At 30.4% G+C, this 13,180-nt stretch carries 11 protein-coding genes; 6 read left to right on the forward strand and 5 right to left on the reverse strand.

The features are described 5' to 3' along the window. Positions 1 to 53 precede the first annotated feature (53 nt). The 3 genes from Q4528_RS00395 to Q4528_RS00405 form a co-directional block, all read right to left on the reverse strand. Entirely contained in the window at positions 54 to 947 is an 894-nt protein-coding gene (locus Q4528_RS00395) for a cation diffusion facilitator family transporter (RefSeq protein WP_046467056.1), read from the reverse strand. Positions 948 to 1,486: 539 nt separating this feature from the next. Next, positions 1,487 to 1,867 (reverse strand): GtrA family protein, encoded by a 381-nt coding sequence (locus Q4528_RS00400; protein ID WP_017637712.1) that lies wholly within the window; start codon positions 1,865 to 1,867, stop codon positions 1,487 to 1,489. A gap of 2 nt (positions 1,868 to 1,869) precedes the next feature. Further along, positions 1,870 to 3,393 carry a hypothetical protein gene (locus tag Q4528_RS00405; RefSeq protein ID WP_108000327.1) on the reverse strand — a complete coding sequence of 508 codons (1,524 nt, stop codon included), beginning with the start codon at positions 3,391 to 3,393 and terminating at the stop codon, positions 1,870 to 1,872. Between the two features lie 190 nt (positions 3,394 to 3,583). Here Q4528_RS00405 and Q4528_RS00410 point away from each other — a divergent pair, with 190 nt between their 5' ends. From Q4528_RS00410 to tcaB, 3 genes are all read left to right on the forward strand, one after another. Beyond that, on the forward strand, positions 3,584 to 4,729 hold the full coding sequence (locus tag Q4528_RS00410; RefSeq protein WP_046467054.1) for a glycerate kinase: 1,146 nt from the start codon (positions 3,584 to 3,586) through the stop codon (positions 4,727 to 4,729). A gap of 36 nt (positions 4,730 to 4,765) precedes the next feature. Continuing rightward, positions 4,766 to 5,449, forward strand: a complete 684-nt coding sequence (locus Q4528_RS00415) for a hypothetical protein (protein ID WP_303520106.1) — start codon at positions 4,766 to 4,768, stop codon at positions 5,447 to 5,449. A gap of 223 nt (positions 5,450 to 5,672) precedes the next feature. Next, positions 5,673 to 6,878, forward strand: a complete 1,206-nt coding sequence (gene tcaB / locus Q4528_RS00420; RefSeq protein WP_303520108.1) for a putative multidrug effflux MFS transporter TcaB — start codon at positions 5,673 to 5,675, stop codon at positions 6,876 to 6,878. A 70-nt stretch (positions 6,879 to 6,948) separates the two neighbouring features. Here tcaB and Q4528_RS00425 read toward each other — a convergent pair whose 3' ends face one another. Continuing rightward, positions 6,949 to 7,425 carry a GyrI-like domain-containing protein gene (locus Q4528_RS00425; RefSeq protein ID WP_046467052.1) on the reverse strand — a complete coding sequence of 159 codons (477 nt, stop codon included), beginning with the start codon at positions 7,423 to 7,425 and terminating at the stop codon, positions 6,949 to 6,951. Positions 7,426 to 7,590: 165 nt separating this feature from the next. Between Q4528_RS00425 and Q4528_RS00430 the strand changes: the two genes are divergently transcribed. Next, complete coding sequence (locus Q4528_RS00430; RefSeq protein WP_029056149.1) at positions 7,591 to 8,208, forward strand: C39 family peptidase; 618 nt, start codon at positions 7,591 to 7,593, stop codon at positions 8,206 to 8,208. Positions 8,209 to 8,262: 54 nt separating this feature from the next. Here the strand turns inward: Q4528_RS00430 and Q4528_RS00435 are convergent, their stop codons facing one another. Then, on the reverse strand, positions 8,263 to 9,072 hold the full coding sequence (locus tag Q4528_RS00435; RefSeq protein WP_046467187.1) for a putative phosphoesterase: 810 nt from the start codon (positions 9,070 to 9,072) through the stop codon (positions 8,263 to 8,265). Between the two features lie 349 nt (positions 9,073 to 9,421). On the opposite strand from Q4528_RS00435, the gene Q4528_RS00440 reads away from it, so the two are divergent. Continuing rightward, on the forward strand, positions 9,422 to 10,825 hold the full coding sequence (locus Q4528_RS00440; RefSeq protein WP_017637582.1) for an amino acid permease: 1,404 nt from the start codon (positions 9,422 to 9,424) through the stop codon (positions 10,823 to 10,825). A 133-nt stretch (positions 10,826 to 10,958) separates the two neighbouring features. After that, positions 10,959 to 13,157, forward strand: coding sequence for a cation:proton antiporter (locus Q4528_RS00445; protein WP_046467050.1), 2,199 nt, complete (start codon positions 10,959 to 10,961; stop codon positions 13,155 to 13,157). Positions 13,158 to 13,180: the final 23 nt, after the last annotated feature.

Genomic DNA, 13,180 nt, shown 5'->3' on the forward strand with positions numbered 1-13,180 from the left:
CAGAAATCGACGTTGATTTCTGCTTGGCGCTAATTTTGTTTAAATTTCTAGACTCAATTATGTATCTTATTACTTAAATTATCATTCATATTAGGTTCAGGATGTACATATACAGAAGAAATTCCCTTTTCATGTAGATGATCTTCAACTTTATCGCAAATTAAATGTGCTTGACTAATAGATAAATTGGGCTCTACCACTATCGTAACGTCTAAGAAAATACTACTTCCATGATAACGTCCCTTAATACTTCTAACATCTAACACATCGTCCACTTCTAATATATCATTTCTGTATTCTTCCAAATCTTTTTCATTAAAACCATCACTCAATGTAAAAATAGACTCTCTAAAAATTCCAAATCCTGTATAAATAATAAGCAAACCTAGTAAGGTTGCTAAAATAATATCCACGATTGGAAAGCCAATCTGAGTGAAAACCAAACCAATTGCTGTACCTATACTAACTAAACTGTCGGATAAATTATCTTTAGCGGCTGATTTTAGTGAACTACTTTTAGTTTTCTTTGCTAATTTTTGATTCACTAAAAATACACCTAGCATGATTAAACCACTTATAATACTTACTAAAATTGTAATTGGACTCGGTACATTTTTATCTTGTGTTAGAAGCCTTGGCGTATTTTCAATAACAACTTGTATACCTACAAACATGATTATAAATGAAACCAACAATGTAGATATATTTTCTGATTTTAAATGGCCATATGGATGGTTTCTATCAGCTGGTTTAATTGATATTTTTAATCCAATAATCACAGCAATAGAGACAACTATATCTGTCATATTATTTAATGCATCGGCTCTCACGGCAGCTGAATTAAAAACGAATCCTGTAACATATTTTGCTATAGATAATATGATATAAACGACTAAACTTAAATATGCACCTCGTTGTGCAATCTTTAAATTTTCATTTTGAGACATGACCTTTGACCACCTTGAATTCCTTTAGTAATCATAGTATGAATCATAAAAAATATTTTTACAACGTTTTTTAATTTCTATATTTTTTATATAATTAAGCTAATTATTTTTTTAGACTTCCCTAAAAAATTAACTCTTTTCTATAGAATAAACACCATAGGGTAACATCAAGATCCAGTTAAGAAAAAGTATCCGAAACATTAAGTTTTTGGACAAGTGGAAAAGAGTGATTTTTATTGAAATAATATAGAAATTGTCTTTTTCATTATTTTTTAGTCTTTTAATATAAAATTACATATAAATACGTAGTATTTATGGCAAGACTCCCGAGGGAACAGTACTAGTTGAAGACCTTAGAAATTCTCACAGATTTATCTGTGTAGTATTTCTGGCTGAAACTGTACCCTGGGAATGCGTAGCCATACAATACGAAGTATTGACAAAAAGAAAGCACTAAGATGATGAAAATAGGTCATCTTAGTGCTTTTTATTTCGGGATTTATGTCCGTCTATTTTAATTATGTATTTCATTTTTAGCATTAATCTTTTAATATCCATTTAGATAAAATAAAGGTTATAGGTATCGTAATGATTAATCCCGCAAATGGTGCAATTTCTGACGGGAAATGAAACCACTGTACAAAAACATATAATAGTAACGTTTGCATTCCCATATTCACAATTTGTGTCAGTGGAAAACTTATAAATTTACGTAATGTTGGTTTCACTTTATACACAAAATAACAATTTAAATAGTAAGAAATGATGAAACTAACTAAAAATCCAGTAATATGACTAATTAAATAATTCACATCTAGTAATTTTAATAATAGTAAATAAACGATGTAGTAATTTAATGTGTTCAAGCCACCGACTATTATAAATTTAATAATCTCAATATGCGTTTGAGTTAATTTCATACTTAATCTCCTTCAAGTCTCGCCAAGCTTGAACCATAAGGTACTATTTTCAGCTTAACATTCTGAGGTATATCATAATACATTTTAAATGATTTGTGTTGCATATTAGAAGTTGGCGTTGCCTTATTTAAGATATTTTCAAATGGTAACCTCTCTAACACGACAACATGTTTGTATCGATGTGTATCAAGTTGTTTGTTTATCATATCAATGCGTTGAATATTATTAAAATATATCACACTCATTGTAACAATAAAAATAAATGCCAATGCTATTGAAAATCCTTTTAAACCAATCCATATTGACTGACACTGTATTTTATATTGAGAAATTAATAATAATAAGTACAAACACCACAATACATAAATAGTATAAAAATTACCTGCCCCTAATGGAGATACTAATAATAACGGCAATGTTACCAGTGGTATCGATCCAAGTGCATAATAACCTAGATTCCTTATAACTTGTTCTTTAAAAATAAAACGAACTGAAATTACTAATGCTATAAAAAACCATCCACATATGAATGTGTTTAGCAACGCAACCGCTAATGAACCTTTTAATAGATTAAATTGAAGAAAATCATAAACAAAAAGTTTATAAAAAGGCAATATCGCTATACTTAATATTAGAAGTATCTTCCAATATAATTTCGTATGAGCAAACAACTGATTTTTAATAAGAAAACCAATTGTGATAAATCCAATCATACTTACAATTAAAAATTGATCGATAAATATATATTCTGGTATTTGCTTTAACAATGTATAACCTATTTTATGTTTTAACCCGAGTTTATCTGAGAAACGAAAATAACTATCTCCTCCTCGATAAATACTAATGTAAATAGGATTGATAAACATTAACATGGCACCAATTAAACTCAACATAAAACCTATAATTAAATAATAATTAAAATTACGATGTCTTATCATAAATACAATATTACCAATAAGTAATATCAATATATTGTAAAGGGTTATATTTTCTACAAAAAATTGCCCTAGCAATGTACAAATCAAGAATAAGACTATCCATTTTGTTGATAGCATTTCTAATTTATATATCGTTAATACGACAATAAATAATATAAATACAGAGATTAAAGTACTTGGCACATATCTAAAAAACCCATCAAAGCCCCCGTATGTTTCTCTGTAAATCACTCTTGGCATTATTAATAGTAATATAAATGATACTACGATATAAAAATTGAAGTGTTGCTGTTGTTGCTGTTGTTGCTGTATTAGTGCTAGTAAATAGACAAGTCCAAATGAAATAATCGCATATAATATGTAGCGTAAAATATTAATCTTCATAGCTGTCATTGCTAATAAATGACATAAATACCTTCCATCCGTATATTCAATCATTTCTCTATAATTAGATGCTTTATTTACAACAGACCATTTAAAATCATCTGCTGACAAAGGCGTTAATATACTGATTAATAAATAAAATAAAAAAATGAAAATACATCCAACGTATAATTCATTCATTCTAAACTTTATCATGTTGTACATTTCTGGTTGTTCTCCCTACTCCTAATAATTACTAAGTTATTTTATTATACTATTATATAATAAAATTTTCATATAGACGTTTCCATAGTAGCAACGTTATCTCATATATAAATACTTATATTTTGTCTTTTGTTTTAACCTGACCTCTTATAAAATAAAGATAAATAAAACGATGAGGAAGTGTTGATTCATGAAAATAGTCATCGCACCAGATTCTTTTAAAGAAAGTATGTCTGCAAGACAGGCAGCCGAAGCTATACATCAAGGCTTTTCAAAAGTATTACCATCTTCAACGGTTTATGATCTGATTCCCATGGCCGATGGTGGTGAAGGTACTACTGAAGTTTTAATGGAAGCATTAAAGGCAAGTACTATTGAAGTTGATGTTAAAGATCCACTCCTTAGAGATATACGTGCACGGTACGCTTATGCACAACACAATCAAACTGCGATCATTGAAATGGCAGCCGCTTCAGGGTTAGATTTATTATCTACGAATGAGAAAAATCCAATGACAACTAGTTCTTATGGTACTGGACAACTTATCAATCATGCTTTAGAACAAGGCGCTAAAAAAATTATACTTGGCATTGGTGGCAGTGCTACAAATGATGGGGGTGTCGGCATGTTACAAGCATTAGGCGTAAAATTTTCAGATTCAAATCATAATAGTATTGCCCCAGGAGGCATTCATTTGCTTGATATAGATAATATAGATATTTCACAGTTAAATCCAAAACTTAAAGACGTTGAAATTAAAGTAGCTTGTGACGTCACTAACCCTTTACTAGGAGACAATGGGGCTACTGCCATTTATGGCCCTCAAAAAGGCGCAACTGCAAAGATGATACCAAAGTTGGATACCGCATTAAGTCATTATCATGATAAGATAAAATTACAACTAGAAAAAGATGTCAAAGATGTACCTGGTGCAGGTGCTGCTGGCGGTATGGGGACTGCATTACTGGCTTTCCTAGATGTAGATTTAACTAAAGGCATTGATGTTGTCTTAGAAGAAACCCGTTTTACATCTAGAATTGAAAATGCCGATCTTGTAGTAACTGGTGAAGGAAAAATTGATAATCAAACAATATTAGGTAAAACGCCTATTGGTGTTGCTCAAGCGTCAAAACAAATCAATATTCCAGTTATAGCCATTGGAGGAAGTTTAGGAGAAAACTACGAAGCTGTTTATGATTATGGTATTGATAGTGCCTTTAGTATTATGAATCAACCCAGCGACCTTAAAAATGCTTTAGATAACGGATATGAACTTTTAACTAAAACAGCCCACAATATAGCCCGTACACTAGTGTTAAATTTGCCATTAAATTAATAATCCAGAAATGCCATTAAAAATGAGGTGGACAGTATGAAAAGAACTGATAAGTATAAAGATTCTTATCGATATGATGATCAATATCAAAATCATCGTAGACAAAGTGAAGAACGAGATTATAGAAACCAAAGCCAATATGATGATCGACGTGAATATAATGAAAATGAATATGAACAAAATCCAGAACGCTATTACAACGGTAGAGATTATAGAAGAGAACAAGAGCTACAGGAAGAAAACCAAAAAACACGTAAATCTAAAAAATGGTTGATAGCCATTATCGTTATTCTGTTAATTATTGTAGCTATCTTCATAACCAGAGCTGTATTAAATCATAATAATGATAAAGTTAGTAATGATCCTGACGTATCACAAAACTATAAAAAAGAAGTCAAAAGTCAAAACGATGATATTAATAATAAAGTTGACTCAGCTAAAAATGATATTAAACAAAATAAAGATAGCCAATCACAAATCAACCAATTACAACAAGACATCAATAATTTAAAACAAAAAGAAGAAACAAACGCAGATTCTAAACTGACTAAATTTTATCAAGATCAAATTGATAAACTGAAAAATGCTAACACTGCTCAACAAAATAATGAAAATCAAAGTAAAGTAAACAGTATGTTACAAGATATTAATACAAAGTTTGATAGCATTAAATCTAAAATTGAAGAATTAATAAATGGCTCTAGCTCAAACGGTCAATAAATAATGTTGTAATAATTTAAAACCAAAATAACAGGCTTGTATTCCCTAATTTGATAGGTATATACAAGCCTGTTAGTTATTACATTTATATTCACTGCACGCTTTAAAAGCAAATTTTCCCCTTATAAATAATATTGATGATATAAAAAGTGAAATAACTACATACAAATATGTGTAAAACGTATATAATTTGTTCTATAAATTCTTAAAAAGGAGAACGCTTATGCAAAATTCAAGTGCCAAGCACTTTCCATTCATATTAATTATCATTTTTGGGGTGATGACGACTTTTGGTCCCTTATCAATTGATATGTATTCACCATCATTGCCAAACGTTCAACATGACTTTGGCTCAACAACTTCAGAAATTCAATTAACTACATCGTTTGCGATGATCGGCTTAGCACTTGGGCAATTCTTCTTTGGCCCGTTATCAGATGCTTTTGGTCGCAAGAAAATCGCATTAACCATTTTAGTTATATATTTACTTGCATCTTTAATTGCTGTTTTTACAACTAGTCTATATTTCTTTTTATTCTTAAGATTAATTCAAGGATTAATGGCAGGCGGTTCTATAGTTATAGCCAAAGCTTCAGTTGGAGATAAGTTTAGTGGTGACGAGATGGCTAAAATGTTAACTTCACTTATGGTAGTTAATGGAATTATTACAATTATAGCGCCATTACTTGGCGGTTTTGCTTTAACGATATCTACTTGGAGAAGTATCTTTATCATCTTAACTATTATTACACTTATCGTCATTATTGGTGTATTCATGAAGATGCCACCATCAACTAAAGCTGAACAGACTACACTAAACTATTCACGAATATTTAAAGACTTTGGTACATTATTAAAAAAACCATCCTTTGTTATTCCAATGTTGTTACAAGGTTTAACTTATGTCATGTTATTTAGTTATGCATCTGCATCACCATTTATTACGCAAAAAGTTTATAATTTAACACCTCAACAATTTAGTGTTATTTTAGCCGTTAACGGTATAGGTTTAATTTTAGTAAGTCAAATCGTAGCATTATTAGTAGAAAAATTAAGCCGATATACTTTACTTATTTACTTAACTGTCATTCAAATTATAGGTGTAATACTGATTATTATTACATTATCTATGCACTTACCTATTTGGTTACTTATCATAGCATTTTTCTTAAATATAAGCCCTGTAACGTCTATAGGACCTTTAGGCTTTGCATTAGCTATGGAAGAAAGAACTGGAGGTAGCGGTAACGCTTCAAGTTTGTTAGGATTATTCCAATTTATTCTTGGTGGTGTTATTTCTCCTTTAGTTGGACTAAATGGCGAATTTGATCCGACACCGTATTTAGTTATTATTTCAATCACAGCAATCTTGTTAGTGTTATTACAATTCATTTATTTCAAACTTAATCCAACAAAATACCGTTCTTAAACTAAAAACGCAAATGTAAGGCATTAGTCAGGTTTAATATCTATTCTATGCCAAACACTTGCGTTTTTTATTATTTATTTTGCTCTATTGGTAACCAAAGTTCAGTTACATAGTTATCGTCTTGAGTATCGCCATTAGGATACAATTCGAAAAATGGCGCCTGTTTTAACTGAATATGTTCCTTAGGCAATAACTCATTATGAATGTGACGCATCGCATGTCTAATAGAATAAGGCACTTTACCTACTGCATTAACAACAAGATAGTCATTATCCTCTAACTGGTACGTTTCTAATCCATCATTAGGTGTTTTGTCACTAGGAACACCAATCATATAATTCATTTTTCCATCCTGTTGTGGTATACATAGACCAACTAAGCCTTCAAATGATTCATCACTTTTCTCTGACAATCTGCGATCTAAACCTATTATAGTCACATCTTCCCAAAAGTCTGGGATATTACTTTGTGCATGTCCCCCACTCTTAAATTGGCGTTTTACACCAATAAGATTAATAGCTTCCATACTTTTTATTTGATAATTCATTTTTGACTCCCCTTAAAAAATTCTGCTTTCTACTATTTATAACCTTTCTGATTCTGAAATAACATTAAAATGAACATTTCCAAACAAATAATTATCCAAAATATAAAGACTCAGTATATAATATTGAATACTATATAAACGTATATCAGCTTAAGGAGATTACCGATGAACAAAACGATTCTACCTGTTAAACCCATTAGCCAATTGTTTCCTATCCCTATGGTCATGGGATGTGAAGGCGTATCTGCTTCAATGATGTTTCAATTTAATCAACAGCCTATTAAAGCAACTGACATAATGAAAAATTGGCCAACACACCCAAATAACCCTTATAAAGGTTATGTAGGCAATCATTTGCTAGTTAAATTTGGCTACCATCAAACCATTTTTCCAGAGGCTTTTGTTCCATTTTTACAAAAATATAATTCAAATGTCATTAACGGTACAGGTACAAGTTTAGCTGAATTGGAAAAAATTATTGACCAACAACAACCAGTAGTCATGTATCATACGAGTTTAGGCGCTAAACCAATGCGTCGTAGTTTTAAATTTGATGGTTATAAAATTCGACTTGTATCAAACATTCATGTCACACTTCTTATTGGCTATGATAAAGACAATTATTACTACATCGATCCACTTTGGAGTCATATCAGTAAAGGAATTGTATTCCCTGCTATTATTCCAAATAGTAAACAAATCATTAAAATCAAAAAATCAAAAATGGAACGAAGTTTTAATGCACCAGGCCGTATGTGTCTATATATTAAACCTAATAACTAAATCTCCTTAATTTATACCGTCATCATATTTTCATATAAATAGATTGACGGTATTTTAAATGATAAAGTCAACCAAAGTATGATTTATTTCCTGAGAAATATCATCTGTACGCCATTGACGTGGATAACCTAAACAAGGACAAATATAATGTATATTATTTTCAATTAAATTTTTTCTAAAATGAACATGCCCCATAATACTATACTGAATATTGTTTTGTTGATAAATATGGTTAAAATCACTTGTTCCAATATATGCATTAAAGAAATCAAAAATGCGATGAGGTGTTGGCACGACAAAGGCTGGATGCGTAACGATATGAGTAACTAGAATAACTTGTCGATCGCCTATTGCTGCTATATCCTTTTTAACTTGATTAGCTGCTTGTAATGAACGCTCTCTATCAGATAGATTACAATCTATTCTTACTTTATCTTGCCATGTTGCACCATAATGTTTTCCCTTTTGTAATTTTTCCTTTGAAAATTTTGTATCGGCAAAGGAATAATCATACCACCCTGTATGACCAACAATTGCCCAATTTTCATTAATCATATATGGGCGCTCGATTAAACAATCTTCTTGTTGTTTAAATATTTCAAAAATCTCTTTAGAACTTTTATTTGTACTATCCGACCATAAATCATGATTACCTGGTACAAATAACACAGGTATTTCAAGTTTATTTCTCAAATCTTTAATAAATTGGATAGATTGACGATAATCATTTGAAATATCACCTGCAATAATGAGTAATTCGATTTCTCTCTTCATTATTACATTTACTAATGTTTCAAAATAATATTGTGAATTTAATTTTGGGTTTCGATCAACATGTAAATCAGAAATAGCCCCTATTTTCATTTTAGATTCCTTCTTCATATATTTTTCATTGCTATTCATTATTACACATCCTCATTTATATTTAAAATGACATTGTTTGGAACTTAATTTCACAAATCATTTCAAAAATGATTGACTTATCATTATAATAGTTATGTTTTCCGTAATTAATAACTAATGGTACTACCCCTGATTTACAGAATAATGTGATTTTTCAAAAAATATAAGTAATAATTATCATACAAAGCTTAATAAATGTATTTACTTATATTTTAAAAATTAATTGCTTTATTCCAAATAGTTCTATAGTATTAATTTAAAGAAAACGCTTTCATAAATTGTTTATTTTGCTTTCCTGAGGAGGAAAATTATGGCAAGACAACTGCATAGAGAGTTGAATAATAGACATATCCAATTAATTGCAATTGGGGGAGCAATTGGTACTGGACTATTCTTAGGTTCCGGACAAACGATTGCATTGACCGGACCTTCACTATTATTCACGTATATGATTATTGGAATGATACTTTTTGCATTTATGCGTGCTTTAGGGGAATTATTATTAAGTGGTACACACTTTAATTCTTTTGTAGATATAGCTAATGAATATATCGGACCTTTTGGTGGTTTCGTCATTGGTTGGACCTACTGGATTTGTTGGATTGTTTCAAGTATGTCTGACCTAACAGCAATGGGACAATATTTTGCTTTTTGGTATCCACAAGTACCCCATTGGTTAACCGTGTTATTCATAGTTTTAATCTTGATTTCATTTAATTTATTAGGTGCTAGATTATTTGGTGAACTAGAATTTTGGTTCTCTATTATCAAAGTTGTAACTATTGTAGCCATGGTAATTGTAGGTTTAGTATTAATCTTCTTTTCTTTCAAGACACACTACGGGCATGCGTCTTTTACTAACCTAGTTAAACATGGTGGTATGTTCCCGCATGGTATATTTGGGTTCTTAATGTCATTCCAAATTGCTGTCTATTCATTTATTGGTATTGAGTTGATTGGGGTTACGGCTGGGGAAACTAAAGATCCTCAAAAAACGATTCCAAAAGCAATCAATAATGTACCTATTCGAATTTTACTATTCTATATTGGCGGTCTACTTGTCATTATGTCTGTCATTCCGTGGAATGGTATTGATCCAGATAGCAGTCCATTCGTGAAGTTATTTACATTGATTGGTATCCCATTTGCTGCCGGTATTGTTAACTTTGTAGTTTTAACTGCAGCAGCTTCTGCAACGAATAGTGGTATTTATTCAAATAGTCGTATTCTATTTGGTTTATCTAAACAAGGCTTAGGACCGAAAGTGCTAAGTAAAACAAATTCAAATGGTGTTCCATATTTATCTATGTTCGTATCATCATTTACTTTATTAGTTGCAGCATTACTTAACTTCATCTTTCCAGATGCCATTCAATTATTTATATATGTCACTACACTATCAACAGTATTATTCTTAGTAGTTTGGGCAATGATTATTGTTTCTTATATTATTTACGTTAAAAAGAATCCTCAAGAACATAAAAATAATAAATTTAAATTGTTCGGTGGACAAGCAACTGCCTATGTCGTATTAGCATTCTTTGCATTCGTATTTATATTATTATTCTTTAGTGATGATACTAGAGCGGCTATCTTTATTTCACCATTCTGGTTTATCTTCTTATACTTTTATTATAAAAAGTACAAAAATAATGCTAAAGAATTAGCTGAGAAACAAAAATTAGCTGATAAAAAACATACTGAAAACCTATAATCTTAAGATTAATATAGAGTTTGCAAAGTTGATTTTGCTAACTCTATTTTTTTATATAACTTTGAAATTTACAAAATTTAAATGGTATATTTCATGTTAAAATAATACTTATTATTGATATAAGGAGATTAAGATGGAATTACTTGAAGCATTTTTAATATTTATATTTGCTGTTATATTAAGTGCAATCATTAATAATCGTTTTCCTAAAATTCCCACAGCGTTTATTCAGATTGCACTAGGTGCAGCCATTTTCACCTTACCTATTCCTATTCATTTTGACTTTGATTCTGAAGTGTTTATGATGGCTGTCATTGCACCATTATTATTTGTAGAAGGTACTCATATTAAAAGATCAAAATTAATGGAATATAGAACACCTATCATATTGATGGCAATGGCATTAGTATTCACAACAGTTATCGGTGTCGGCTACTTTATACATTGGATTTGGCCCGAGCTACCAATGCCTGCCGCATTTGCAATTGCAGCAATACTTTGCCCAACTGATGCTGTAGCCGTATCTGCTATAACTAAAGGAAAGATTTTACCAAAGGGAGCAATGTCTATTTTAGAAGGAGAATCTTTACTTAACGATGCTGCTGGTATCATTTCTTTTAAAATTGCTGTTACTGCCCTTGTTACGGGTATGTTCTCGGCAGTCAGTGCAATTGAACAATTTATAGTATCAACAATTATAGGGATATTAGTTGGTGTCATTCTTGGTATTTTAGTAGTGCAGTTACGCGTCTTTTTAACTGCAAATAAAGGTTTTAAAGATAATAATACTCTCACTTTTATCCAGTTACTTACACCATTCGTTATATACTTTATTGCTGAAGAATTACATGCCTCTGGTATTATTGCAGTTGTGTTTGCCGGATTAGTACATGGTTTAGAACGAGATAGATTACTTCGTGCTCAAACAGAATTACAAATTAACTATTCCCAGATTTGGAATACATTGAGCTATGCATTAAACGGTTTTGTATTCGTCGTTTTAGGGTTTATCGTACCTGAAGTAGTTATAGAAATTGTGAAAGTTGAACCTGATAATCTTAAATTTTTAATCGGTATTACATTGCTTATTTCATTAGCTATTTATAGCTTCCGTTTCATATGGGTCTTCTTATGGTATAAAGATTTTTATTATCCTAAAAATATACAACGTTATATTGAAGATGAAGAATTAGCAGAAGAAAAGCCACCAAACCGAATACTTTATTCATTTATCATGACTATGTGTGGTATTCATGGGACGATTTCTGTATCAATGGCTTTAACCTTACCTACAATGATGAGTCACCATCAAAACTTTGTATATAGAAATGATTTATTATTTATCGCATCATTAATGGTTTTAATTAGCCTTATACTAGCTCAAATCGTCTTACCTCTTATTACAAAATCGGAAAACAAAGATACTAAACAAGGTATGACATATCAAGCGGCTAAAATACTTATCATTCAGTCTGTCATACAACAACTGAAAAAGAATGCTAAAGAAAATGAAAACATTGATTATAGACCTTTATTCAATCAATATTTCACTGAGCTTTCGTTCTTAATTAATGTAGAACCAGATAACAAAGATACTAAAGAACTACACAGATTAACCAAAATTGCCGAAGAAGAAGAAACAGCAACCTTAGAACGTCTTATTAATAAAGGGAAAATTACATCTCAAGAATTATCTAATTACCGAAATATTGTAGAATTGAGTAAATCCTATAAAGAAGCATCGTTTATCACAAAATTCTCACGTTTCTTTAACATGATTTATTTAAGATTCAAAGCGAGAAAGAACTATAGAAAACACACTGCCCATACCCTTTCTTCAGAAGTGCAAAATAAAAATAAAGATAAAGTTAACTCAACTCATCATGAGAAAATATCAGTTGAACAAAATAATGAAAGACACAAACCTTCAAGTGATCAAATTGAAGAAAGACGTACTGAAATGTTGAAGTCATATAAAAATGAACTAAAAAGTGTACAAAAAATTATGCGCGTGGTGAATCATCAAATCACACTTAGATTACACAAAGAACAAAACAGTTCAAATGTGCTTGAAACATCACTTGTTGTGAACCAATATTATAATTTGATACGTACATTACGTAAAAGACAAAGTACCACTCAAAGTAGAAACAATAATGCAATAACTAATTTTTCTTCAGAAACACAATTGTCTTTACGTTTACACGCAATTTATAACGAAAGAAAATTTTTAGATGAATTAATTAAGCAACAAAAAGTCACATCAGAAATTGCTAAACAACTAAGAGAAAATATTAACTACAATGAAATTATTATTGCTGAAGAATCATAAATAAAAAAACCACAATGACTATT

This window comes from Staphylococcus pasteuri (assembly GCF_030547725.1).
GTDB lineage: Bacteria > Bacillota > Bacilli > Staphylococcales > Staphylococcaceae > Staphylococcus > Staphylococcus pasteuri.

Bases quoted from the DNA above. Each gene is read 5' to 3' on its own strand.
- Q4528_RS00395 (WP_046467056.1), bottom strand. From the start codon at position 947: ATGTCTCAAAATGAAAATTTAAAGATTGCACAACGAGGTGCATATTTA.
- Q4528_RS00400 (WP_017637712.1), bottom strand. From the start codon at position 1,867: ATGAAATTAACTCAAACGCATATTGAGATTATTAAATTTATAATAGTC.
- Q4528_RS00405 (WP_108000327.1), bottom strand. From the start codon at position 3,393: ATGTACAACATGATAAAGTTTAGAATGAATGAATTATACGTTGGATGT.
- Q4528_RS00410 (WP_046467054.1), top strand. From the start codon at position 3,584: ATGAAAATAGTCATCGCACCAGATTCTTTTAAAGAAAGTATGTCTGCA.
- Q4528_RS00415 (WP_303520106.1), top strand. From the start codon at position 4,766: ATGAAAAGAACTGATAAGTATAAAGATTCTTATCGATATGATGATCAA.
- tcaB (WP_303520108.1), top strand. From the start codon at position 5,673: ATGCAAAATTCAAGTGCCAAGCACTTTCCATTCATATTAATTATCATT.
- Q4528_RS00425 (WP_046467052.1), bottom strand. From the start codon at position 7,425: ATGAATTATCAAATAAAAAGTATGGAAGCTATTAATCTTATTGGTGTA.
- Q4528_RS00430 (WP_029056149.1), top strand. From the start codon at position 7,591: ATGAACAAAACGATTCTACCTGTTAAACCCATTAGCCAATTGTTTCCT.
- Q4528_RS00435 (WP_046467187.1), bottom strand. From the start codon at position 9,072: ATGAAAATAGGGGCTATTTCTGATTTACATGTTGATCGAAACCCAAAA.
- Q4528_RS00440 (WP_017637582.1), top strand. From the start codon at position 9,422: ATGGCAAGACAACTGCATAGAGAGTTGAATAATAGACATATCCAATTA.
- Q4528_RS00445 (WP_046467050.1), top strand. From the start codon at position 10,959: ATGGAATTACTTGAAGCATTTTTAATATTTATATTTGCTGTTATATTA.